This window comes from Rhizobium sp. PDO1-076, from assembly GCF_000247475.1.
GTDB lineage: Bacteria > Pseudomonadota > Alphaproteobacteria > Rhizobiales > Rhizobiaceae > Allorhizobium.
Genome location: NZ_AHZC01000405.1, coordinates 1 through 24,758 on the forward strand (window position 1 = coordinate 1; position 24,758 = coordinate 24,758).

The window sequence follows — 24,758 nt, forward strand, 5'->3', positions numbered from 1 at the left end:
CTCGATGTCACAGTGCGCCAGCAGGTCCTGTCGATTCTTGATGAACTGGTGGTCGAGCGCAATATCGGGCTGATCTTCGTCTCGCACGATCTCAATCTGGTGCGCAGCTTCTGTGACCGGGTGATCATCATGTATGCCGGCCGCATCGTCGAGACCATTGCGGCGGCCGATCTGGACAATGCACAGCATCCCTACACCCGCGGCCTACTGAATGCGCTCCCCAGCCTCGACCATCCGCGTGATCGGCTCGAAGTGCTGCGCCGCGATCCGAAATGGCTGGAGAATTGAACATGAGCATGATCACGGTCGAACATCTTGCCGTCTCGTATGGCAGCGGAGATACGCTCTCGCGCGTCGTTCAGGACGTTTCCTTCGAGGTTGCCAGGGGCGAGGCCTTTGGTTTGGTCGGCGAAAGCGGCTGTGGCAAGTCGACGGTGCTGGGTGCACTGGCCGGCCGCAACAAGCAATGGACCGGCTCGATTGTGATCGACGGAGAGACCATCGGCCAGAAGCGGTCGAAATCGCAACTCGCCAAGCAGCAGATGGTGTTTCAGGATCCTTTCGGCTCGATCCATCCACGCCACACGATTGGCCGGACATTGCTTGAACCGCTGGAGATCCACGGTAAGGACAGACGCCAGGAACGCGTGGAAAAGGCATTGAGCGATGTTGGTCTTCCGCAGAACTTCCGCTATCGTTTTCCGCACCAGCTCTCCGGGGGGCAGCGGCAGCGCGTGGCGATTGCCCGCGCCCTCATTCTGGAACCGAGCATCCTGCTGCTCGATGAACCGACATCCGCACTGGACGTTTCTATTCAGGCTGAAATTCTCAATCTGCTCAAGGATCTGCGTGAGCGTGAAACACTGACCTATATCCTTGTCAGCCATGACCTTGCGGTCGTGGCGCATCTCTGCGATCGTGTCGCCGTCATGCAAGACGGCGGCTTTGTCGAAATTGCCGACAAACGTCAGCTTACTGAGGATAAGGTTACCCATCCCTACACCCGGACATTGGTGGACGGAAGCCGTGGATACGTTCACCACAATTTACGGGCCGACGCCGATCACGCTCTTTCCAGTTTAGAACAGCCGCCCGTGCGACTAACCTCGTAAGACAGCATGATTAGGATGACGGTACCCTCGCGCCGATCGGATATCCCAATGACGCCGCGCCTCCGTTCGGGTTCGTCTTGTCTGCAGGAAAATCAGGAACTGAGCGCCGCCGGACAAATGTGAACCGCCCCGGCTTTGCCGGAGACCCCAACTCGTAAGTGGAGCTCGACCGCCCCTTCAAACGATGATCTCGTTCATCGATGAACACCGTGCTGTTCGGGGTCGAGCCGATATGCACAACGTTCTCGGACAAGACGGTTCCGATTCCGACTGACCGGGTTGACCGCCAGTTCAAAGCCTCCGCGCCGAACAGACTCCGGATCCACGTCTTTCAGATCACCAAGACTGAAGATCTCGAAGGTCACCAAAGCCGACATTTTTCGCCTCGACAAAGTCCAGTCGCTGATGATCGTCATCAGCAGCAGGCCCCTCGGCTGCGCTCCGGTCCTATCGAAGCAAGCTGTTCAGGCGCCGTCACGTTGCACACCAGAGGCTTCCGCCGGCTGCCCTTGCTCGAAAACAGTCTCCCCAATCGGCACGCGGCGGGACTGGGCCGGCAACAGCAGACGATCCAACTCGTCGTCTGTCATGCGATCGAACAATAGCAGCGACTTAATGACTGTCCGATCGAGTATCAAAACACGTTTCCTTTACTCACTTGCTTCCCGCATGCAAAACCGCGACCCCGATCGTCGATACTGGCATATCTTGCCCATTTATCAGCCGTCGCCGGTGCAATTTAAGAGCGCATAAACGATGAATCTGCAAACTTTACACTTTGGAGCATGCTTTCAGTTTTCTCAATCTCTAGTGGGTATATTGTTCTTGCTTTGTCGACGTTGACGTCCTGGGAGTGCGTGATGAATTCTGAGTGGCACTTGATTGATGGCCGATGATACCTGTCAGGGCCAAGTCCCTGTCGCTCGCAGTAACTCTCAAGGCCCGTGGCGCGTCTTCCGCACGGTTCTTGCGCTGGCGATTGCCTGGAATCGCTCGCTGCTTTCCAAGATTATTATCGTGTTTCTCGGCGTGGCACTTCTCTCCTACAGTTTGGGCGCGCTAGTCGGCTGGTCGATGTTCGTCGACGCCGCCAAGGAGCAATGGAACAACCAGGCGCGCATCAACACCCAGATCGCCAGTTCCACCCTGCGCAACATCTATACCTATGTGGCGATCAGGACCGATAGTGGCGGCCAGGTCGAGCGGATCGTCACCGATCAGCCGATCGGTGACGACGACTCCATCCTCTTCACGGGCTTCACCCCCACCGACGTGCTGGCGTTGGTCGCAGCACAGACCAAAAATGACGCCTGGTTGTTCCAGTTCGACCCGGAAACCGAGCGCTTTGTCGATGTGGCCGCATCGTCGGGGATCTCACCTGCGGAAACGCCGTGGATCGACACCAGCGAAAAGTTCTTCGCAGGTGATGCGCCGCCAAGGCGGGTCTCAACCGGCTTTGCCGAGATAGCCGGCGAGACTCATTATGTCGGACTATTGCCGATCGTCAGCCCGGAGGACGTGATGCTGGGCGCGGTGGCAGTCTCGATCGGCAAGGCCTCGAACCTGAACCGAGCGCAGCAGGAACTGATCTACAACTCGCTGCTCATGGTCTTGACCATCCTGCTACTCACTGGCCTTGTCGCAACTGTGCTGGCCAGGCGGCTCTTTCGGCCGGTACCGGCGCTGGTCCAGGCTACTTTGCAGATTGCCGACGAAGTTACGGATAAAGTAACGCCCTTCCAGAACCGAAGCGATGAAATCGGCGAAATGGCCCGAGCAATCGAGGCGCTGCGTGAGGCCGTGGTCGAGAGAGCCCGGCTACGCGAAATCCGCGATATGGCGGTAGAACTTGAGCATATGGCACATCACGACGCCTTGACCGGCCTCGCCAACCGAGCCCTGTTGATGAAGACGCTGGACGAAGCGCTCGAAGATATCGAGCACACGGGTCGGTTCAACATCCTCCTGCTTGACCTCGATCGATTCAAAGTTGTCAACGACACACTTGGCCATGGCTGCGGTGACCAGTTGCTGATCACGACCGCACAGCGCATCCGCGAAATGCTTGGCGATGGAGATCTTGCAGCGAGGCTCGGCGGCGACGAGTTTGCCGTGGTCCAGCGGGTGCGGACTGACGCACACAGCGAGGCACGCGGATTGGGAACCCGTCTCCTCCAGACGATTTCCGCAGGCTTCATGTTGGAAGGAAATGAAGTTGTGGTGGGCACCAGTATCGGCATTTCCTGCGCGCCGACGCATGGAGCAACCGCTGGCCAGCTGCTGCAGAACGCTGATCTTGCCCTTTACCGCGCCAAAGCCGCCGGGCGCGGCACAGCGATCATCTTTGAACACGGCATGGACATGGTGGTTCAGGACCAGCACGCCCTGGAGATCGACCTCAGACTTGCTCTACAGCGCGGCGAATTCGAGCTACACTACCAGCCCTTCGTGAACATCTTGACCAGCGAGGTCTGCGGCTTTGAAGCGCTTGTGCGCTGGCACCACCCACTGCAAGGACTGGTACCGCCAGACCGCTTCATACCGCTGGCAGAAGAAACGGGTGTCATCGTCCCGCTCGGAGCGTGGGTTCTGAAGCGTGCCTGTGCCGACGCCGCCACGTGGCCTGCAAACATGCGACTTGCAGTCAACCTGTCGCCGGTGCAATTGCGTCACGGCGGTATCGTTGAGACGGTCGAGGCTGCCCTTATTTCATCCGGCCTGCCGGCCGAGCGCCTGGAACTGGAGGTCACCGAAACGGTGATGCTGGCGGGTGCTGAAAGCCGAGAAGCTCTGCGGGCAATTGGCGGCATGGGCATATCCATCGTGCTTGACGATTTCGGCACGGGCTATGCCTCTCTGAGCTATCTAGCCGACATGCCCTTCAGCAAGATCAAGATTGACCGGGGATTTGTCGCCGACCTGCCGACCCGTCCGACCTCAAGGGCGATCGTGGCCGCCATCACCAATCTGGCCCGTGAACTGGACATGCAGATCACTGCCGAAGGCGTTGAGACCGAAGAGCAACTTCTTATTCTGAAGGCCGCAGGCTGCACCAATGCACAGGGTTACTTTTTCGCGAGGCCACGGCCAATCGCCGATATCAAACTGCACGCGCAAGGGGCCAGGCCTGAAGCCGTTTCGAAATAAGGTCCGCAAGAATAGCCGGAGTGAAACCACTCTCGACGCCCCGATGGGAGAAGTAACATGCATAGACTGGCAGCCATAGTGTTTGTCTTGGCCTGGCTCTCGCCATCGGCCCAGGTGCTCGCACAGGAAAGCAGCACACTCAAGAAGATCCTCGCGACTGGTAGGATCTCATTGGGCTATCGAGAGGCGGAACCACCGTTCTCCTACAAGACGCCGGATGGCAAGATCATCGGCTTCTCCATGGATCTTTGCAACCACGTGGTGGAAGCAGTCAGGCAGCACCTCAAGCTGGATACGCTCCAGATCGACTACGTTGCAGCAACTTCGGCCACGCGTTTCGTTCTGGTCAAGAGCGGCAAGATCGACATCGAATGCGCCGCCACCACCAACAATGCCGAGCGCCGGAAAATCGTCGGATTTTCCTATCCGCATTTCACAACGGCCACCCAATACATGACGCGACGCGACGATGGCATCGCCAAGATAGAGGATCTAGCCGGGCGCTCGGTGGCAGCAGCATCCGGCACCGTAAACATCGACCAGCTAAACGCGATCAACCGCGAGAAACAGCTGAACATTGGCGTGATGCCGACCAAGACTAATTCCGAATCCTTCGATCTCGTGGCCGATGGCCGCGCGTCAGCCTTTGTTTGGGACGGCATCCTGCTCGCCGCCATGATCGCGCAGGCACCCGACCCATCAAAATTCTCGCTATCGCAGGAGACCCTGAGTCCACCAGAACCCTACGGCCTTCTCGTGCGTCACGGTGATGAAGAGTTCCGAACAGTAGTCAATGCCGCGCTAAAGCAGGTCTTCACCAGCCACGAGATCGATGCGATCTACGCGACGTGGTTCATGTCGCCGATCCCGCCCGACGGCATGAATCTCAATCTTCCAATGTCGCCAGCCCTGACATCGGCCTTTGCCGCTCCGACAGACTATGTGGAATAGAGAGGATAGACAGATGAAGCGCGAGAACCCACGGCGCATGCCCATAGCGAAACTGTTGCTCTGCGCCGCCACACTCCTCTCGATTCTATCATCGACAGAGGCGGGCCGTGCCGAAGCACCGGCCTCGACGCTGAAGAAGATTGCCGAGACGGGCGTCGTACGTATCGGTTACAGCGCCGAGGATTTTCCGTTCTCCTACCGCCAGTCCGACGGAATGGTTACAGGGTACTCGACCGAGTTGTGCCTGGAGGTAATCGATTACATCAAGAACAGGCTGAAACTTGGCGCGATCGAGGTCGAATATGTCGAACGGACACCGCGAAACCGAGTCGCCATGCTGCGCAACGGCGAACTGGATATCGAATGCGTCGCCAGCACCAACAATGCCGAGCGGCGCAAGAGTGTAAGCTTCTCCTATCCACATTTTGTAACCGGCACCCAGTTCGTATCGCTGAAGAAGAACAACCTCAAGACGATTGCCGATCTTGCCGGCCATACGGTCGCCGCCACATCGGGCACCACCAATATCGGTCAACTCAACACCATCAATCGCGAACGCGCCCTGCACATCGCCGTAATGCCGGTAGAGACCCACAAGGATGCCTTCCAGCTTGTGACTGAAGGGCGGGCAGCTGCCTTCGTCATGGACGGCATACTGCTTGCCGCGATGGTGGCAAAATCGGATAGTCCCGAGGACTACACGCTCTCGACCGAGGCCTTCGGTTGGCCGGAGCCCTATGGGCTCATGGTTCGGTTGGACGACATCGAATTCAGGGATGCGGTAAACGCTGCCCTAACGGAGATCTACGCCAGCGGTAGGATCGGGCCACTCTACGAGAAGTGGTTCAACATGCCCGTTGCGCCATCCGGCATCAACCTGCGCCTGCCAATGTCGGCGGAAGTGCGTGCCGCCTTCGACAATCCCGCCCACCCTGTCGAGTGACGGACCACTACAGAACGTTTTCGAGGTCTGCGCTTCACTTGTCGTGAAGAGAACAAATGCATTCTGGACCGTCATTTAATCTGGAAGCCATGGGCCAGCGGATCGCGATCGTCGACAAAGATCGTGTTATGGCCGATGATGCGCGCCCAGCCACCGACGCTCGGCCTGATGCCGGTGAAATCGCCGACCCGCACCTCGTCCTCGACCCGGCCCTCGAAGACGGTGCCGATCAGGCTCTCCTGCCGGAATGCCTCACCGACGCGCAACCGGCCCTTTCCGTGCAGCTGCGCCATGCGCGCGGACGTTCCCGTGCCGCCCGGCGATCGGTCGATCGCCTTGTCGCCATAGAAGACTGCACCGCGACCATCGGAGGCATTGCTGGTCGGCGTATCGCACCACAGTGCATGGTGGACACCGGATATCCGCGCATCCTCGGGGTGAACGGGATTGCAGATCGGCGCCAGTGCGTCGCGAAGCCTGCGGCTGAGATCCACCACATCACCGGCGGACATGCCATCCAGGCCCGGCCAGTTTCGTTGCGGTTCGACCACGGCATAGTAGTTTCCGCCATAGGAAATATCGACGGCAAGGCTCCCGACACCGGGCACCTCGACGTCGAGATCGGCGGCATGCAGATAGCTGGCCACGTTGAACATTCGCACGGATTCCACGTATTCACCCGACTTCTGGTAGCGGATATCGACACGGCCGGCCGGTGTCTCGATCGACAGCTGCCCCGGAACCCGGGGCGTGACCATGCCTTCCTCGATCGCAGCCGTCACGAGGCCGATCGTTCCGGCACCGCACATGGGCAGGCAGCCGCTGACCTCGATGAAGATGACGGCGAAATCGCAATCCTCCCGATAGGCGGGATAGATGATCGCGCCGGACATGACGTCATGGCCACGCGGCTCGAACATCAGTGACTGACGGATCCAGTCGTGATCGCGAACGAAAATCTCACGCCGTTCGGCGATCGGCAGATGCGGCAGGATCGGTCCGCCGCCGGCAACTAGGCGAACCGGGTTTCCGCATGTATGGGAATCGATGCAGAAGAAACTGCGACGCATGTCTTCTCTACTTTCTCAGCGGGAACCCGGTCTGGCGCCGGCAACAGATCGCCCCTGCAAGGCGCCCTTGGACAGGCGATCGAGGAGGATGGCGACGGCGACGATGGCGAGACCCGCCCGTAGGCCGAGCCCCATTTCCATGCGTGTCAGGCCGCGGGTCACTTCCGCACCCAGCCCTCCCGCACCGACAAGGCCGGCCAGCACGACCATGGCCAGCGAAAGCAGGATGCACTGGTTGAGGCCGACAAGCAGGGTTGGCGTGGCCGACGGGATCTCGATCTTCAACAGGATCGCGCGCGGCGGCGCGCCTATCGCATGACCGAGTTCCATCAGGTCGCGCGGCACCTGCTTGAACGCCAAGGTCGTCAGCCGCAGCATCGGCGGCACGCCGTAGACGATGGTTGCAATGATGGCCGGCACCCGGCCCAGACTGAAAATCATCACGGCCGGGATCAGATAGACCCATGGCGGTACAGTCTGCATGATATCGAGGATCGGCCGCAATGCCGTTTCCAGCTTCCGGTAACGCGATGCCAGGATGCCGAGCGGAAAGGCGATGGTGACGGAAAGCGCGACCGAGACCGTGACCAGGGCAAGCGTCTGCATGGATGCGGTCCAGAGGCCGGCGAGAAGGCAGAAGCCCAGGGAGGCCAGGGCCACGATCGCCAGGCGCCAACCCGCCAGCAGCGCTGCGACGCCGGCTGCGACCAGCATCACGACATAAAACGGCGGATAGAGCAGGACGCCCTCGATTGCGCCGAGCACCAGCTCGATGAACCGGGTGATCGCCGAGAAGAACGGATGGAAATTGGCATTCAGCCAGTCGACACCGGGCGCGAGATAGGAACCCGGAGAAAACATGAGGGTTTCGGGATTCATTGGACACCTGCCTTCACGTTGCGAGCCGCGTTCTGTGTCAACCTGTCGAGCACCATGGTGACGATGACGATGGCGATGGCGGCATTGATGGATGTGGCGATATCCAGCGTGCGCACCGCGCCATAGATCGTTTCGCCGAGGCCACCGGAACCGACGATGCCGGCAATCACCACCATGCCGAAAGCCATCATCAGGCTCTGGTTCACGCCGGCCATGATGCTGGGCAATGCAAAGGGCAGCCGGATCTTGGTGAACATCTGCCAGGAGGTCATGCCGCTCGCCTGGCCTAGTTCGATGAAGACGGATGGCGTCATGCGGATGCCAAGCGAAGTCAGCCGGATCGCCGGCGGCATGGCGACGATGAAGGTCGCGGCGAGCGCTGTGGCCGGGCCGTAGCCCATCAGGGCGATGGTGGGCAGCAGATAGATGTAGTGCGGCAGCGTCTGGATCAGATCGAGAAGCGGCTCCAGGAAACGGTCCAGCGATTGCGAGAAGCCAGCCACGATCCCGATCGGAATGCCCACGGCAAGCGCAAGGACCGTGGCCGTCGCTACAAGGGCCAAGGTGCTCATGGTTTCGGCCCAGAGGCCCATCATGGCGCAGGCGACGAGGCCCGCTGCCGTCAGCACGCCTGCAGTCGTATTGATCACCCGCCAGGCCAAAAGGCCCATTAGGACGGCGACGACATAGAAGGGGGCAAGCTGCAGCAGCCAGAGAATACCGTCGAATGTTCCCTCGAGGACCGCGCGGATCGCATCGAACAGCCATTCGCCATTGTCGCCAATCCAGCTAAGCGCGTCATCGACCCGTGTGTCGAAGGCATCAGTAATCGTCTCGATCTCCATCGCCGCCCCCTATGCCGCGACAGGATGGATATCGGGGGTTCCCGCGACACCGCAAAGAAGATCACGCGTGGTGACCACACCGACAATCCGGCCGTCCTCGACGACGGCAACAGCATCGCGATCCGACTTCATCGTCAGGTCGATCAGCGCCGCGATATCGGCATCCGGCGTTGCCTGCATCAGGGATGACACGTCGATCCCGGGATGCGATGTCGCGAATGTCTCCACCGGCTGCATGACCGTAAGCGCCTTGACGAGATGAATGCGGGAAATGCCTGCCACGAATTCCGCGACATAGTCGTCCGCCGGCCGGGTGACGATGTCTTCCGCCGTGCCGACCTGGACGATGACACCGTCCTTCATGATCGCGATCCGGTCCCCAATGCGAATGGCTTCCTCGAGGTCATGGGTGATGAAGACGGCGGACTTGCCGAGCGACTTGGTCAGCTGGCGGAATTCATCCTGCAGCTGCCGGCGGATGAGCGGATCAAGCGCGCTGAAGGGTTCGTCCATCAGGATGATTTCGGGATCGGCCGCGAGCGCACGCGCCAGGCCGACACGTTGCTGCATGCCGCCGGACAGTTCGTTCGGCAACCGGGACGTCCAGTCGGACAAGCCCACTTTGTCGAGGGCGGCCTTGGCCGTCTTGTTGCGCTCATCCTTCGGCACGCCGCGCACTTCGAGGCCAAAAGCGGCGTTTTCCAGAACGGTCCGGTGCGGCAGGAGCGCGACACTCTGGAAGACCATGCCGATATTGCGCGCCCGCATGTCCCTGAGCTCGACAGCATTCAGCTTTGCAATGTCCCGCCCCTTCACGGTGATCGTCCCGAGGCTCGGCTCGATCAGACGGTTCAGCAGGCGGATCAGGGTCGACTTGCCGCTGCCCGACAGGCCCATAATGCAGAAGATCTCACCGCGATGAACCTTCAAGCTTGCATCCGAGACACCGACCACACAGTCGAAGTCCTGCAGAACCTGCCTCTTCGACAGGCCACGTTCTGACACGGCCTTGACGGCTGCGGTCGCGCGGGCGCCGAAAATCTTCCAGACGTTCCGGCATTCGACCAGCACTTCGCTGGTGTCACTGATTGCTGTGCTCATAGCGTTCCCCTGGATCCGATTCATGTCGGCCTTCTCAGTCTCGGTGTTCGGGTGCGGACCGGAAACGCTCCGATCCGCATGGCAAGGTCATTCGCCCTTGATATTGCCCCAGCGCTTCAGAAGGTCGGCATGGCCGGCCGTCCAGTCGGCAACCGCCTGGTCCATGGTCTTGCCATCATTGACGGCGCCGTTGATGGCGGTGATATCGGCGAGCGGCACATAGACGCTGGCCATGACTTCGCGAGCATGCGGATAGGCTTCGGAGAAGCCCTTCTGGCCGATCCAGTAGTAGCTCTGCGGCGGCGGGAAGACACCCTTCGGGTCCTGCAGGTACTTGACCGGGTACTTCTGGACCATCCACGACGGTTCCCAGATTGTGACCGCGATCCACTCCTTGCGGTCATAGGCGGCCTTCAGAGCCGCGGTCATGGCCGCGGTGCTACCCTCGACGAGCTGGAGCTTTATGTCATAGTCCTTGACCGCTTGAGAGGCGTCGCGCATCAGGCCGGATCCCGGCTCGATACCCACGATCTTGCCACCGAACTTGTCCGAATTCTCGTTGAGCTGTTCAAGCGTGTTGATGTCGACATACGTCGGAACGGCAATGGCCTGATAGAGGCCATGCGAAACGGGAGAGATCTTCTCGAGCTTGTTCTTGTTCTTGTCCCAATAGTCCTGAGCCACATAATCCGTCTGCGATGCGAGCACTTGGACGTCGCCCTTGGCCAGCGCGGCATAGGCAATGCCCCATTCGGAGAATGACACGACATCGACCGTGTAGCCCGCGTCTTCAAGCACCTTTTTCGTGATGCCGGTGATCGGCGTCAGGTCTTCCCAGGACATGGTGCCCATCTTGATCGACTTTTCTTCCGCATGGGCAGAAAACACGGTCATACCAACCATTGCAGCCGCGCTCAGCGCCTTCCACAAAGCTTTCATCCTCATTCTCCTTTTACGTTCCCGTTTATTTTCGAAGGCCGGGCATGTGCCCAAACCCCATGATTGCGCGGCGAAGGGTTATCCCTCGCGTCCGGCACGCAATTCCTGCAGTCGGATCACCGTGTTGATGCCAAGCCATGCGAACGGCTCCGGCGGGAGCCTCGAGGGCTCCGGGTGATCCATGAATTGTTCGAGGTGACGGGAGGCATTGCCCGTCGCAAGTTCGGCCGCCATCATCCCGGCAAGCGTGCTTTTGACCGTGCCGAGGCCGTTTTCGCAGCAGGCGGAATAGAGGCCTTCCTCGACTTCGCCGAAGGCCGGAACATGGTTCAGGCTCAGGCAGAGGCGGCCCGACCAGCTGTGCTCGAAAGGCACGTCCTTCAGGGCCGGAAACCGTGCGTCCAGCGCCTTCTTGTGCGCTTGCGCCATGCCGGACATGCGTCGGTCCGACGCTTCGAGCTTCGTCTCATAGGTATATTTCGTGCGGATCGCGATGCGCGACTGGCCGCCGGAGGTTATCTTGCGAACCGTGGCGCCCATGGCATCGGCGGGAAGCAGTGCCCAGCGGTCCTGTCCGCAGACCTTGCGCGCCGTCTCTTCGGGGATCGCTGCCGTCATCGACGCATAGGCAAAGATGTGCATCATCCGACCCTGGTAGAAACCGAAATCGTCGATATGCCCGTTCACGCCCAGAATGACCTTCGGGGCTGAAACCCGGCCCTTGTCTGATGTCGCGACCCAGGTGGTTCCATCGCGCTTCAGCGACCGGACGGGAGAACGTTCGAAGATGTCGACGCTGCGCGACAGGCCGGCTGCAAGTCCGCAAACATAGTCCGCAGGCTGGATGAGAACGGCGCCGGGGGTATAGATGCCGCCAAGATAATAGTCCGAGCCGGTGATCTCGCGCAGTTGCCTGGCATCGAGATAGGTGTGCTTCTCCCCGGCGCTTCTGAGGGATTCCCCGAATCTGGCGTTCAGCGTCATGCCGCGGGCAGTTGCCGCAGCATTGATCTTGCCGGCGAGGTCGAAGGTCCCGCGCGACATTCCATACTCCGCCGCCGCCTGTGCGGCGAAGGCGATGGCCTCGCGGTTCTGCTGCATTTCCAGACGCGTCGCATCCAGGCCGCCGCTCGAATATTCGCTCGACGACAGGTTATGCGGCACGTCGATCATGAAGCCGGAATTGCGCCCGGCCGTTCCCTTGCCAACCTCGCTGGCCTCCAGCATGACGATACTGTCGCCGGGCCTGAGCTGGCGCAGACGGCGGGCTGCCGACAATCCGGCAAACCCTGCCCCGACGATCAGCCAGTCCGCCTTGACCTCACCTTCCAGGCTGCGGGCGGGAAACGACCTTTCGCTGATCGCCTCCCAGCCGGACCGTCCGTTTTCGAAGGGAAGACGTCTGACGGAGCCCGTGTTCATCGGATCGTCTCGTCGACCGAGCGTTCCGAAAGATCGATCCAGATCGTCTTCAGTTCGCAGTAGTTGTCATGCGCGAAGATCGACTTGTCGCGGCCGCCGAAACCGGATTCCTTGTATCCGCCGAACGGCGTCGAGGCGTCGCCTTCACCAAAGCAGTTGACGGTCACCACACCAGCCCGGATCTCGCGCGACAGCCTAATCGCGTTGCGGAGGCTTGCCGTATAGACGGAGGCCGTCAGGCCGTAATTGGTGTCATTGGCAAGCGCGATCGCTTCGGCAAGCGTCTCGAATGTCGTCACCGACAGGATCGGCCCGAAGATTTCCTCGCGGAACAGCCGGCTCTGCGGCCCCACACCATTCACGACCGTCGGCTCGATATAGACGCCGTCGATGGTCTTGCCGCCATGTGCGACCTTGAGCTTTTCGGTCTTCACGTCATCGAGGAACGAGGCGACCTTGTCGAAATGCGTCTTGCTGACCAGTGCACCGATGCGGTTGTCCGGATCCAGCGGATCACCGGTCTTCCATTCGCGCATGTATTCGCCGATGCGCTTCAGCAGCTCATCCTTGACGCCCGACTGGACGATCAGGCGCGACGTGGCCGAGCAATTCTCGCCCATGTTCCAGAAGGCGCCATTGACCACCTGCTCGGCGACGAGATCAAGATCCTCGGCATCGTCTAGAACGACGGCCGGGTTCTTGCCACCGCATTCGAGAACGACACGCTTGAGGTTGGAATCGGCCGCATAACGCAGGAAGCGACGGCCGGTCGGGGTCGAGCCGGTGAAGGCCACCATGTCGACATCCATATGCAGGCCGATCGGCTCGCCGACCTCCTTGCCCCCGCCGGTGACGACGTTGAAGACACCGGCAGGAATGCCGGCTTCAACGGCCAGTTCGGCAACAAGAAGGGTCGTCAACGTGGTTTCCTGCGCGGGCTTCACGACGACCGAGCAGCCGGAGGCGAGAGCCGGGCCGATCTTCCAGGCCAGCATCAGCAGCGGGAAGTTCCAGGGGAGCACGCAGCCGACGACGCCGACCGGCTCGCGGACGACCATTGTCAGCGCATTGGAGCCGACCGGGGCCGTGCTGTCGTAGAGCTTGTCGATCAGTTCAGCATGCCAGCGGATCGTGTGGATCGTGTCCGGAATATCCACCGTCTGGCATTCGCGGATGGGCTTGCCGCTGTCGAGGCTCTCCATCACGGCCAGTTCATGGCGGTTGTCTTCGAGAAGACGGGCGAATGCCAGGAGCGTCGTCTTGCGTTCACCCGGAGACAGCTGGCGCCAGCGACCGTCTTCGAAGGCCTCGCGTGCCTTTTCCACGGCGATGTCGACATCGCTTGCATCACAGGCCGCGACTTCACCCAGCACGTCGCCGGTGGCCGGGTTGATGGTCGTGAAGGTCTTGCCGGATTTCGCCGGACGGAAGGCGCCGTCAATATAAGCGCCCGAGGGAAGCTGCAGGCCAGCGGCAATCGCCTTGTACTCGGCTGCGGTCAAAGGTTCATGCATGGTTGGCTCCCGAGGTGATCTGGGCGACGGTGCGCTTCACTTTGGCGACGACGGTCTGGAGGGTTCGCTTTTCTTCGGAGGTGAGGCCACGCAACGGCGCGCGCACCGGACCGGCCTTGAGGCCGATGATCTCGCAGCCGTGCTTGATCGACTGGACGAACTTGCCGTTTTCCAGGAAATCCATCAGCGGCAGCATGGCCGACATAATGGCCCGGCCCTTGTCGAAGTTCTTTTCCAGCACGCAGGCTTCGTAAAGCGCCACATGCTCGCGCGACAGGAAGTTGGAGCCGGCGCAGACCCAGCTCTTCGCACCCCAGGCAAAGAATTCGAGCGCCTGGTCATCCCAACCGCAGGACAGCGCGATATGCGGATACTTGCGGGCAAGCAGATGCAGGTTCGAGGTCTCGCCCGAGCTTTCCTTGATCGCCTTGACATTCTTCGACTTGCCGACGCGCGAGAAGAACTCGTCGCCCATCATCACACCCATGCGGGCGGGATAGTTGTAGAGCATGATCGGTAGGTTGGCGGCGCGATCGACTGTCAGCGCATGGACCGCGTTTTCCTTTTCAATTGGCAGCGCATAGGGCGGCGAGGTCACGAGGATCGCGTCCGCCTTGATCTCCTTCGCGGCAACGGCGTAAGCGGCCGAATCTTCGGTGCGGGTCGCGCCCGTGCCGATGATCAGGGGAAGGCGCGTGCCGATCACCTCCCTGGCATAGGCTGCCAGATCGAGCCGCTCCTGCGTCGACTGGGCGTAGTATTCGCCGGTCGAGCCGCCGATGATGATGCCGTGCACGCCGGCCTCGATGAGGGATTCCAGCACCGCCGCGAAGGCTTTGCGATCGATCTGCCCATCCTGGCCCAGCGGCGTGATGGCCGGGGTGTAGATACCTTCAAAATTCAAGACGCTATCTCCATCGATGCGGCGGCCCTGTCACTCAGGATGTCCGCCTTCATTCCCTTTGCCGTGATGAACATTCCCATGTTCCCGCGCGACAGTTCCCAGTGTGCGAAAACCAGATCGACGACGGCATCTTCCCGATGCGATTCGATCGCCTCGATGAAGGCGTCATGGTGCTCGACCGCCAGTTCCAACCGTTGACGCGTGTCGACATCTCGCGGCCTGAAGAAGGTGTAGCCAACGCGCGCATGGTCGATCAGCAGGCGCTTCAGGCTCGGCAGCAGATAGGTATTGGCCGACATCTCGCCGATGATCTCGTGGAAGCGGTTGTTCTCCATGACCATGGCCAGCGGGTCATTGGCGATGCTGGCAGCACGAAAGCGCTCCTGCGTTTCCCGAAGATCGAGGATCTGCCGCGGCTTGAAGTTCTGCACGGCAAGCCTGCCTATCGCGGAATAGACCATCGGCGCGACCAGGAAAAAATGGCGCAGCGTGTGATGGTTCATCGGCGCGACACGGGCACCCCGGTTGGCTCGGATGTCGACATAGCCCTCACCCTCGAGACGCCGGAACACTTCCCGAACCGGCGTGCGGGAAAGGCCGAACTGCTCGCTCAGGCTGACCTCGTCCAGGATTTCATCCGGGTCGAGTTCCAGCGTCAGAATTTGACGCTTCAGTTCGTCGTAAAACCCGTTCTTGCCGACACCCACCCCAACCTCCCGAGTGAAGTTGCCGAGAAGCGACCGCCTCTCTTGTTGAAGGAAGGCTCTCACGGGATCGGAAATGAGTCAATAATTTTGTATACGCAAAGTACACATTTAATGTTTTTAAAAAATTCATTGCGTATGAAAACTGGAGAATTCAAGACTTTATTACTTTTTTTCAATTGCTTAATTTTCCACAGCAGCATGGCTGCTCCGCGCATGAAACGGCAGGCAGCCTCGAGCTTCGAGGGTGGCTGGCAGTCAGATGCTGCCATTTGCAGTGGACACGCCCCTGCAGGCACCCAGGCGCGAACCTGCGCGCAGGCATAGTGAGGCAAGCACACGCGCGTGCCGTTCGGCTGACTGAAAGTCCGGGGCCAGACATTGTGGCTGCGAAGTTTATGGATGTCGCGCGACTAGCGCTATCCGGGCACGCCCGGAATCAGGAACGGGTGATGGCGTCGAACAATCCATCGGCCTTCAATTCGCGTGGGGCGACGAAAAGCTCCATATTCGCACGCGACAATTCCCAGTGTTCGGAAACAAGCTTCACCACCCGATCCTCATCATGTTCGCGGATCGCGTCGATGAAGGCATCGTGGTGGTCGACCGCCAGTTGAAGCCGGTTGCGCATGTCGTCGTTCTTCGGTCGAAAAAAGGTCTTGCCAATGCGGGCATGGTCGATCAGCAAACGGCGCAGGCTGGGCTGGAGATAGGGATTGAACGACATTTCGCCGATGATCTCATGAAACCGGTTGTTCTCGATGACCATGGCAAGCGTATCTTCGGCGGCACTGGCCGCGCGGAAGCGTTCCTGCGTGGCGCATAGATCCGCCAGCTGTTCCGGGCGAAAATTCTGCACCGCGAGCCTTCCGATCGCCGCATAGACCAGCGGCGCGACCATGAAGAACTGCCGCAGGCTCTGGTGGTTCATCGGGCTCACACGCGCGCCCCTATTGGCGCGGATCTCGACATAGCCCTCGCCCTCGAGCCGGCGAAAGATCTCCCGGACGGGCGTGCGGGAAAGGCCGTATTGTTCGCTGAGGCTAGCCTCATCCAGGTCCTGATCCGGATCGAGTTCCATGGTTAAGATCTGCCTTTTAAGGTCCTCGTAAAGATCGTTCTTGCCACCCTTCAACGATGAAATCTCCTAGGCCGAGCTAGCTTCCCATTTGCTCGTTGCATATTGATCCACAGGAAGTCAAATCAAGGCTCGGCAACTGGCCAGCACGGTTATGAGAAATATTCAGCCATATTTGTAGACAGCCTCCAGCACACGAGCAAATATGGAGTGTTTCAAGAAGCTTCATGCAGCCTCTTCCGCAAACCAGCCGCAGACTTCAAAAGCTCAATTCTGGGTTATACTTCAAAAACACTACAATAGGCGCGGAGATAAGCAACACGCTCCGCCTGCTGCCGCACGGTCGGTGACGTGAGACCGAATTTCCCTCGAGTTTTCGGGGATCAGAGCACAGATCAGAGCACACAGCTAAACTGGCCTCATGCGGCCCGTTTTTCCATAACCATTTTCATTGCGAACTCGCTGGGGGTGATGTTGCCCATCGACGAGTGGGGTCTGTTCCAGTTGTAATCCTCCTTCCATGCGGTGATGGCGGCGCGGGCTTGAGCAAGCGACGAGAACAGGGTCTCGTTGAGGCAGTCGTCGCGGAAGCTGCCGTTGAAGCTTTCAGTGAGGCCCTTTTGCATCGGCTTGGCCGGGGGCGATGTAGTGCCATTCGGCCTTTGTTTCCTGGCACCATTTGAGGATGGTCATGCTGGTCATCTCCGTGCCGTTGTCCGAGACGATCGTCTTCGGCTTTTCCCGTCTGGCGATGTGACTATCCAGCTCGCGGGCAAGCCGTGCCCCCGACAGGGATGTATCGGCGACCAGGCACAGGCATTCGTGGGTGAAGTCGTCGACGACCGCCAGGACCCGAAAGCGGCGACCTTAGGAGAAGGCATCGCTGACAAAGTCCAGGCTCCAGCGCTCGTTTGGCCGTGACGACAGAGCCAGAGGGCATCTTGTCCCCAGGGCCCGCTTTCGGCCGCCACGCTTGCGCACCGTTAGCTTCTCCTCCCAATAGAGACGTCGAAGCTTCTTCAGGTTCATGACGATCCCCTGACGGTCGAGCATCACGTGGATGCGCCGATAGCCGAGCCACCGCCGCTCCGACGCAACCTTCTTCATCGCCTCCCGAATGGCCACATCGTCAGGCCGCACGCTGCGATATCGCACGCCCGACGCTGGCTCACCCCATGCTGCGCACAGACATGAGCCACCTCTGTCGACACTGGGCTATCTGGATTTAGCTCAGCCTGAAGATCGAGATACTCCGTGTCTTCGAGCAAAACTTCCGCGTCTATGGCGTTCGCAAGGTCTGGCAACAGTTGAAGCGGGAAGGCTTCGATGTCGCATCGGCTCGCACGGTCGCAAGGCTTATGCCTCCGGCAAAGCCAGTGCGGTTCACAGTTCATTTGGAATCGGTAGCGGTTCGAAAGGCTTTTTCACCCCAAAACGCAACAACCGCCCCCTAGATGGGAGCGGTAATTGATTTATGTCTGAACTGGTTGCCGGGGCCTGAGCCCATGGAGACTTGTATGTTTCGACCTGGATCGGGAAGGGCGGAATTATTGCTGCTTCGGGTCGAGATGATTTGCCTTTCCAGCATAGGAATGACCGGGATTGGCCAAGAAGAGCGCTGTCCGCATTTGGTGATGGGACCATGGAAGCTGCCAATCAATGGTGCTGCGGACATTCTTATCGGCAAACGGTTTGATAACTGAGCGGCTGTGCTACCAAGATGGTTTCCCGGCGGCAACCCACAGATCAACAGCCTCGCCCGCCTCGAAGGCGCGGGGATACGGCCCGTGTTTACATCCAACATTCAATCGGCAGCGAACCGAATATCGGCTGCAACGGCTGGTCGACCGAAATGGAAACCCTGACCATAGGGACAGCCGAGTTCTTGTAAGGCCAGGAGTTCCGCCATAGTTTCCACACCTTCGGCAACGACCTGCTTTCCCATTGCCTTCGCCATGTCTACTATGGCCTTCACGATGGCATGATCGGTGATAGAGCCGGTCATCGCGCGCACGAAGGAGCCATCGATCTTGATTTGATCATAGGCGAACTCCTTCAGATGCACGAGAGAAGCGAAGCCGGTGCCAAAATCGTCGAAGGCAACGATGAAGCCCGCCGCCCGCAGTGCCTCGAGTTGCCGGCCGATGACACCGCTCTGCTCCGACAGCATGACACCTTCGGTGACCTCAATCTGGATATGTTTGGGCGACAACCCAGCAGATCGGGTCGCGCCCAAGATCTCATCAACCAGGCCGGGGCTGCCCGGCGAAGGTGCGAATTGCGAGGACGAGACGTTGATCGCGATGTGCCCGAATTCGATGCCGGCCGCCTGCCACGCGCGGGCCTGTGCGACCGCGCAGCGCAGCACATGCTTGCCAATGCGCCTGGAAAGTGTCGGCTCAATGAGAGCCGCGGCAAAAGACGCCGGACTGAGCACCGAACCGTCGGGCTTTTTCAGCCTCAGCAGGGCCTCGAACCCGATCCGCCTGCCCGTATCGAGCGCTATCTTCGGCTGGTAATAAAGCGTGAAGAGATTCTCAGCGAGCGCCTCTTCCGCAAGGGCTAGCATCGCCTTGTCGGCTTTCGCGCGATCAAGCCTGCCCGAGTCGACCTGCGACAGCAGATACCGGTCTTCGGTTTGAAGAAGGCGTTCCACGGCGCAGCGGGCCAGCCGTTCCAGCAAGCCGCGCACGTCGGCCCCGAGCCGCCGCGGCACGCGATCGAGAACACAGAGCGAGCCAAGCCGAAGCCCGGGCTCGATTTCGAGTGGCACACCGGCATAGAAGCGGATACCGTCCCTTCCGGTCACGAAAGGGTTGTCGGCAAAGCGGACATCGCGAGCGGCATCGGGCACGACGAAGGACCTGGATGAGCGGATCGTGTGGTCGCAGAAGGCGTCTGCCCTAGGGGACCCGTATCCTTCGATGCCCTGCTTTGACTTAAACGATTGGCGTTCACCATCAAGTAGGGTGATGAGGCCGATCGGAGTGTCGGCCGCGAGACAGGCCGCGCCGACCAGCGCATCGAGCACCGGATCCGGGCCAGACGACACGCTGGAAACTTCTCTCAAACGCTTGAGGCGAGCCGCTTCAACCGGCCCTGATCGATCGGGGTAGACCGTTGCGTGGCAAAAAGCATTAGAATGTACGAACTGACGCATCTGGCCCCTTACTCCTGCAATTACTGGATATCGCTCAAGCGATAGCCGACGCCGCGGATTGTCTTGATAACGTCACCGCTGGCGGCATCGAGTTCCGCGAGCTTGCCGCGCAGCCGGTTGATGTAGACGTCGATCGTCTTGTCGCGCGGATCGTATTCTCGAAAGAGCGCCTGGCGTGCAATGCACGACTTCGGGCAGTCCTCGCCGGCGCAGGCGTGCAGAACTTGCAGTATCCGTCCTTCGAGGGCGGTCAGCGGCTGACTGGCGTCCCCGAAATCCATCGAAAGGCGTCCGATGTCGCATTCTATATTGCCGACCTTGAAAGCAAGGCCCTGCCGGACAATGTCGCGGCCCAACCGCGCTGCGTGCAGACGATGGACGCGGGCGCGCAGTTCCTTGACGCTGAACGGTTTCATCACATAGTCGTCCGCACCGACGCTGATAGCGTCCGCGCGGCTGTCGGCGTCTCCGGCACCCGAGATTATGACAATCGGGATATCGGAGCGCGCGCGTGCACTGCGAAGCACCTCGAGGCCGCTCCCGTCTGTCAGGTTGATGTCGATGAGCATGCAGTCATAGGCGGCGAGTTCGTTGGAATGGATGAATCGGCTCGCCTGCTTCACGGATTGAAGGCAATCCAGCCGGTCTCGCGAATCCGACCAGTTCAGCCGCAACATATCAACGACGTCGCGCTGATCTTCTATGATCATTATGTTCATTGTCTTTTCGGGTGCCTGGTAGGGTGGCCCATGCGTTCTTCCCGAGCGCAAGGGGGCGCAAGTAGCATCGGCCGCAGCTTTGGCTGCATGTCTTCACCCGCCGATATGGGGGCTCGACCCAGGCTTTCCAAGGTGGCGAAGGGGGATGTCATGCGGGACAAGCGGTTGACGAAGTCCGGCTTCAATTCCTTCAGGAAGCAAAGTTGCAGATGTCCCGGATCGCGCTGGACGACGATGCAGCCGACCAAGACGTCAAACCTGCCGATCACGAGATAGAGGTGATCCGGAATCTGCGCCTTTCCGATGCGCACAGTCGCGCCGCCCTCGCTGATTTCCACAACGAGACAGCGAATGATCTGCGCCCTGCGCATCCATTGTCCGGTGAACAGCAGGTTGCAGAAGAGCGTGACGCTGCGGCAATACCATTTGCGGCTGCAGTAGTCGGATTGAACACGGCTGAGATAGGTCGTTCTCTTGGTGTGCTTCACGGGATGACCTCGATGCTTGCAAGGGATCCGCCCCGTTTTCGGGGGACGGAAACACGGCAGTTTGTTGCACCGATTAGACCGGCCCGCCCTTAAGCGACTGCGGCGCCAAATTTAAAAAAGGTTAAACTGCCACACCCCCCATGGATTGCAGGGCCTTTGGAGATTATCGAAAGGTTGAAATCCATGACGATCGAGGACAAGGCAGACCATGCGACCGGGACACGCAATTGCCGGCAAAATCTTTCGCTCTCTTGTGACCGCGCTCCGGCAGTGTGCAGCGGATCGGTTTTCCGTCGGATTGCTTGCGGGTGGCATCTCGGCTCTCGTTCTCACCTGGCCGGCGATGCCTGCCTGGCTCTGGTTCATCGGAGCCGCTGTCTTCATTGCCTGGCGGCTTCGTCACGACGAGGCGTGGCAGAGGCAGCACGATGTCTGTGGCAATCAAGCGCTTCTCGAAATCGCCGGCAAGGTCGCGAAGCTCGGCGGGTGGGTGGTGCACCTGCCGGAGCGGAGAATTGAATGGTCAGATGAAACCTGGGAGATTCATGGAAGACCAAACAGCAGGACAGTAACCCTTGAGGAAGGAATCAACTACTTCGTTACCGAATGGCGCGACACGATCATGCAGCACTTCGAGACCTGCGTTGCCACCGGCATGCCATACGACATCGAGGTGGAGATCATCGATGCCACGGGCCGGCGAAAATGGGTTCGCGCAATCGGCGTCGCGATCCGCGATGACATGGGAAGCATCGCCCGCATCCAGGGCGCCCTGCAGGATATCGATGAGCGCAAACGGCTAGAGAACACTGCAAGGGATCTTGAACGGCGTTTCGCCGATTCGATGGAAAACATCAGCGATGCCTTTTTCCAACTCGATGAGAACTGGCGCTTCTCCTATCTCAATCATCAAGCCGAGCGCCTGCTCGAGCGCCCGCGTTTGACGCTGATGGGTCGCTTGATCTGGCAGGAGTTTCCGGAAGCTTCGTCGGGAGTCATCAGGCAGAACTACGAGCACGCCGTCAGCGAGAACATGACCGCCGAGTTTGAGGTCTTTTACGAGTCTCTGAACGCATGGTTCTCGGTCACCGCCTATCCGGGGCCTGGAGGGCTGACCGTCTATTTCCGGGACGTGACGAATCGACACGCAGCCGAGCAGCACTTGCACCTGCTGGAAATGGCGGTTTCGAGAATCGAGGACTTCGTCATCATCACGAAGGCTTCATCGCAACCCGGAAACAGCCAGGCAATCGTCTATGTCAACGACGCCTTCGTCCGGATCACCGGCTATTCATCGGACGAGGCCACGGGCCGCTCTCCGGGCTTCCTCCAGGGGCGACGGACCGCCGCCTCGACCATCGAGGAGATCGATCAGGCCATGGCCCTGACGAGGGCAATCCGGGTCGAAATTCTCAACTACGCCAAGGATGGGCGCGAATACTGGGTGGATATGAGCATCGCACCGATCGTCGATACGGATGGGCGCGCCACCCACTTCGTTGCAACGGGTCGTGACATCACCGACAAACGGGCTGCGGAAGAACGCCTGGCCGAAAGCGAGGAACGGTTCGCGATCGTCGCCATGATGACGACGGATGCGATCTGGGACTGGGACATTGCGACCGGCCGTGTGCAATGGAACAGCAACATCGCATCCGTTTTCGGGCATGACGATGTGCCGGTCGAGGACGGTTTCCGGGAATGGGAATCCAAGATCCACCCGGATGACCGCTCACGCGTCGTGTCGAGCATACTGGCCGCGATTGAAGGTCAGGTCGACACGTGGCGGGAAGACTACCGCTTCCGCCGCGGAGCCGGGACTTATGCGGACGTTTTCGATCAGGGCCACATCATCCGCAATGCTGCAGGCGAGGCAACGCGCATGGTCGGCGGTGTCCGCGACATCACCGAGACAAGGCTGAACGAGGCCAAACGGCTGCAAGCACAGCGCCTTGAAGCGATAGGCCAACTGACGGGCGGCGTTGCCCATGACTTCAACAACCTGCTGACGGTCATCCTCGGGACGGCGGAGACCCTGGCCGACGAAATCACCGATCCCAGACTGTCCGCGATCGCGCAGTTGAACCACAAGGCATCTCAGCAGGGCGCCGCCCTGACACGCCAGCTTCTGACCTTTGCGGGACGACAGCCTCTCGAGCCGGCCTCTCTTGATGTCAATGGTTCCATACGTGCCATGGAGGGGTTGTTAACGTCCTCGCTGGGCGAGACCATCATGCTGCGGCTCGAACTCGATCCGGCAGCAGGACATGTGAGAGCGGATGCGGCGCAACTGGAAGCATCGATCATGAACCTTTGCATCAACGCCCGCGACGCAATGCCCAATGGTGGCAGGGTGACGATTTCGACGGCCCGAAGCGGCGATGATGCCGTGGTCCGAATCTCCGACGATGGCTTCGGCATGGACGCGGAGACGCGCGCGAAAGCCATCGAGCCGTTCTTCACCACGAAGCCCTTCGGCAAGGGCAGCGGACTGGGTCTCAGCACGGTCTATGGCTTCATGCGGCAATCGGGAGGCAGGATCGACATCGAATCGGAGTCGAACGCGGGAACAACCATTTCTCTCTCCTTTCCCCGACTGGCGCCAACGGACACTCCTGCCGAGCCCACATCGCAATGGGGGCTGCAGGGTGGCAAGGAGCATATTCTCGTCGTCGAGGATGATCCCATGGTCCGTGATTTCGCTACCGGAACACTCGTTTCGCTCGGCTATTCCGTCACAGGTGTGGACAATGCGACGGAAGCGCTGCGGACACTCGAAACGGACGGCCCGTTCGATCTGGTCTTCACGGATGTGGTTATGCCAGGCCCGATCGACGGCCGCGCCCTGGCTAGCGAAATCAGGGTTCGGCATCCGACGCTGCCGGTCGTCCTTGCAACCGGCTATGCGGATATAAACGGCATCGGCGCCACGTCGCGATTGTCGCCGCTCGCGAAGCCCTATAGCCGACGGCAACTTGCGGAGGCCTTGCGGGAGGCGATCGACGCTTCACGAGACGAGATATAAGCGTTTTTGCTCACGACAAGACAGATCAGAGACGACCGTTTCGCTGGAGCGCCGAATGATTTCATCTTTCGTCATGCGCAATCCGGTCACCCGGTCGCCGCGAGCTCCGCCGGCTGCAGCCGCCACATCTCGATCGGTTTTGCCAGCAGGCGGTCGATCTGGCTCAGCAGAGGCTCGAGGTGCGGCATTTTCATGTGTGCATCGAGGTCCGCCTGGCTCTCCCAGTTCTCGTAGAACACGAAGACGCAGGGATCGCTGGCATCGATATGAAGGTTGTAGTCGATGCAGCCATGTTCGGCGCGCGTGGGTCCGACCTGATCGACGAGAAGGCGGAAAAGCTCCTCTCGCGTTTCCGGATGGGCCATCAGCGTTGCGATGAGGGAAACGATCATGGCCTCAGCTCCGCTTCTGGCTGAGCGCGACGGCGAGAATGATGATGCCACCGCGAGCGATCAGTTGCTGGCTGAATTCGAGGCCCATCAGGATGAGCCCGTTGTTGATGAGGCCGATCATCAGCGCACCGACGATGGTGCCAATCACGGTTCCCCTGCCGCCGAAGAGGCTCGTGCCGCCGAGCACAGCCGCGGCGATGACCGAGAGTTCGTCGCCCTCGCCGAGCTGGAAGCGGCCGGATTGCAGGCGCCCCGCATAGAGCATCCCGGCGAGCGCTGCTGCTAGGGACGAGAGGACCAGAACCTTGAACTTGATCGCCTTCGTGTCGATACCGGAATAGCGCGCCGCCGTCTCGCCACCGCCG

Annotated in this window: 21 protein-coding genes and 3 pseudogenes; 8 read left to right on the forward strand and 16 right to left on the reverse strand. The window is 60.0% G+C overall.

All coding sequences use genetic code 11. From position 1 onward, the window contains the following. The 6 genes and pseudogenes from PDO_RS21625 to PDO_RS21645 form a co-directional block, all read left to right on the forward strand. Positions 1-288, forward strand: a 288-nt coding sequence (locus PDO_RS21625) for an ABC transporter ATP-binding protein (RefSeq protein ID WP_007606900.1), incomplete at its 5' end; no start/stop codon positions are given. A gap of 2 nt (positions 289-290) precedes the next feature. Continuing rightward, positions 291-1,112, forward strand: a complete 822-nt coding sequence (locus tag PDO_RS21630) for an ABC transporter ATP-binding protein (protein ID WP_007606902.1) — start codon at positions 291-293, stop codon at positions 1,110-1,112. Between the two features lie 160 nt (positions 1,113-1,272). Beyond that, positions 1,273-1,459, forward strand: a pseudogene (locus PDO_RS29500) (hypothetical protein); the annotation flags it as partial. Positions 1,460-1,997: 538 nt separating this feature from the next. Continuing rightward, positions 1,998-4,259: a putative bifunctional diguanylate cyclase/phosphodiesterase gene (locus tag PDO_RS21635; RefSeq protein WP_007606903.1), complete on the forward strand. Its 2,262-nt coding sequence runs from the start codon at positions 1,998-2,000 to the stop codon at positions 4,257-4,259. A gap of 57 nt (positions 4,260-4,316) precedes the next feature. Then, complete coding sequence (locus PDO_RS21640; RefSeq protein WP_007606905.1) at positions 4,317-5,210, forward strand: amino acid ABC transporter substrate-binding protein; 894 nt, start codon at positions 4,317-4,319, stop codon at positions 5,208-5,210. 13 nt (positions 5,211-5,223) lie between these two features. After that, positions 5,224-6,153 carry an amino acid ABC transporter substrate-binding protein gene (locus PDO_RS21645; protein WP_007606911.1) on the forward strand — a complete coding sequence of 310 codons (930 nt, stop codon included), beginning with the start codon at positions 5,224-5,226 and terminating at the stop codon, positions 6,151-6,153. 71 nt (positions 6,154-6,224) lie between these two features. On the opposite strand, the gene PDO_RS21650 is transcribed toward PDO_RS21645, so the two are convergent. From PDO_RS21650 to PDO_RS29195, 11 genes and pseudogenes are all read right to left on the reverse strand, one after another. Beyond that, the gene (locus tag PDO_RS21650; protein ID WP_007606912.1) at positions 6,225-7,223 is read right to left on the reverse strand and encodes a 4-hydroxyproline epimerase; all 999 of its coding nucleotides are present in this window, start codon (positions 7,221-7,223) and stop codon (positions 6,225-6,227) included. Positions 7,224-7,238: 15 nt separating this feature from the next. After that, a complete protein-coding gene (locus PDO_RS21655; RefSeq protein WP_007606913.1) occupies positions 7,239-8,102 on the reverse strand; it encodes an ABC transporter permease in 864 nt (287 codons plus the stop codon). Then, positions 8,099-8,947: an ABC transporter permease gene (locus tag PDO_RS21660; RefSeq protein WP_007606914.1), complete on the reverse strand. Its 849-nt coding sequence runs from the start codon at positions 8,945-8,947 to the stop codon at positions 8,099-8,101. The genes PDO_RS21655 and PDO_RS21660 overlap by 4 nt, the downstream gene beginning before the upstream one ends. A gap of 9 nt (positions 8,948-8,956) precedes the next feature. Continuing rightward, the gene (locus PDO_RS21665) at positions 8,957-10,048 is read right to left on the reverse strand and encodes a quaternary amine ABC transporter ATP-binding protein (RefSeq protein WP_037075029.1); all 1,092 of its coding nucleotides are present in this window, start codon (positions 10,046-10,048) and stop codon (positions 8,957-8,959) included. A gap of 87 nt (positions 10,049-10,135) precedes the next feature. Beyond that, complete coding sequence (locus PDO_RS21670) at positions 10,136-10,987, reverse strand: glycine betaine ABC transporter substrate-binding protein (protein ID WP_007606916.1); 852 nt, start codon at positions 10,985-10,987, stop codon at positions 10,136-10,138. A gap of 78 nt (positions 10,988-11,065) precedes the next feature. Continuing rightward, positions 11,066-12,409, reverse strand: coding sequence for an NAD(P)/FAD-dependent oxidoreductase (locus tag PDO_RS21675; protein WP_007606919.1), 1,344 nt, complete (start codon positions 12,407-12,409; stop codon positions 11,066-11,068). Continuing rightward, positions 12,406-13,923, reverse strand: coding sequence for an aldehyde dehydrogenase (locus tag PDO_RS21680; RefSeq protein WP_007606920.1), 1,518 nt, complete (start codon positions 13,921-13,923; stop codon positions 12,406-12,408). The genes PDO_RS21675 and PDO_RS21680 overlap by 4 nt, the downstream gene beginning before the upstream one ends. Then, positions 13,916-14,827 (reverse strand): dihydrodipicolinate synthase family protein, encoded by a 912-nt coding sequence (locus PDO_RS21685; protein ID WP_007606924.1) that lies wholly within the window; start codon positions 14,825-14,827, stop codon positions 13,916-13,918. Before PDO_RS21685 ends, PDO_RS21680 begins: the two co-directional genes overlap by 8 nt. Further along, positions 14,824-15,534: a GntR family transcriptional regulator gene (locus PDO_RS21690; RefSeq protein ID WP_007606927.1), complete on the reverse strand. Its 711-nt coding sequence runs from the start codon at positions 15,532-15,534 to the stop codon at positions 14,824-14,826. Before PDO_RS21690 ends, PDO_RS21685 begins: the two co-directional genes overlap by 4 nt. Positions 15,535-15,970: 436 nt before the next feature. Beyond that, the gene (locus PDO_RS21695) at positions 15,971-16,666 is read right to left on the reverse strand and encodes a GntR family transcriptional regulator (protein WP_007606930.1); all 696 of its coding nucleotides are present in this window, start codon (positions 16,664-16,666) and stop codon (positions 15,971-15,973) included. 362 nt (positions 16,667-17,028) lie between these two features. Continuing rightward, positions 17,029-17,794: pseudogene (locus tag PDO_RS29195) on the reverse strand (IS3 family transposase); the annotation flags it as partial. A 47-nt stretch (positions 17,795-17,841) separates the two neighbouring features. On the opposite strand from PDO_RS29195, the pseudogene PDO_RS27435 reads away from it, so the two are divergent. Further along, positions 17,842-17,970, forward strand: a pseudogene (locus PDO_RS27435) (IS3 family transposase); the annotation flags it as partial. A gap of 443 nt (positions 17,971-18,413) precedes the next feature. On the opposite strand, the gene PDO_RS26820 reads toward PDO_RS27435, so the two are convergent. The 3 genes from PDO_RS26820 to PDO_RS21715 form a co-directional block, all read right to left on the reverse strand. Continuing rightward, positions 18,414-19,661 (reverse strand): sensor domain-containing diguanylate cyclase, encoded by a 1,248-nt coding sequence (locus PDO_RS26820; protein ID WP_052023490.1) that lies wholly within the window; start codon positions 19,659-19,661, stop codon positions 18,414-18,416. A 128-nt stretch (positions 19,662-19,789) separates the two neighbouring features. Beyond that, on the reverse strand, positions 19,790-20,479 hold the full coding sequence (locus PDO_RS21710; RefSeq protein WP_210161527.1) for a response regulator transcription factor: 690 nt from the start codon (positions 20,477-20,479) through the stop codon (positions 19,790-19,792). A gap of 5 nt (positions 20,480-20,484) precedes the next feature. Next, the gene (locus PDO_RS21715) at positions 20,485-20,859 is read right to left on the reverse strand and encodes a hypothetical protein (RefSeq protein ID WP_037075032.1); all 375 of its coding nucleotides are present in this window, start codon (positions 20,857-20,859) and stop codon (positions 20,485-20,487) included. A 325-nt stretch (positions 20,860-21,184) separates the two neighbouring features. Between PDO_RS21715 and PDO_RS26825 the strand changes: the two genes are divergently transcribed. Beyond that, the gene (locus tag PDO_RS26825) at positions 21,185-24,001 is read left to right on the forward strand and encodes a hybrid sensor histidine kinase/response regulator (protein WP_007606940.1); all 2,817 of its coding nucleotides are present in this window, start codon (positions 21,185-21,187) and stop codon (positions 23,999-24,001) included. 86 nt (positions 24,002-24,087) lie between these two features. Here PDO_RS26825 and PDO_RS21725 read toward each other — a convergent pair whose 3' ends face one another. Both PDO_RS21725 and PDO_RS21730 read right to left on the reverse strand, forming a co-directional pair. Beyond that, positions 24,088-24,393, reverse strand: coding sequence for a putative quinol monooxygenase (locus tag PDO_RS21725; RefSeq protein WP_007606941.1), 306 nt, complete (start codon positions 24,391-24,393; stop codon positions 24,088-24,090). A 4-nt stretch (positions 24,394-24,397) separates the two neighbouring features. Then, positions 24,398-24,758 (reverse strand): ABC transporter permease (locus PDO_RS21730; protein ID WP_007606942.1); only part of this gene is annotated, 361 nt, incomplete at its 5' end.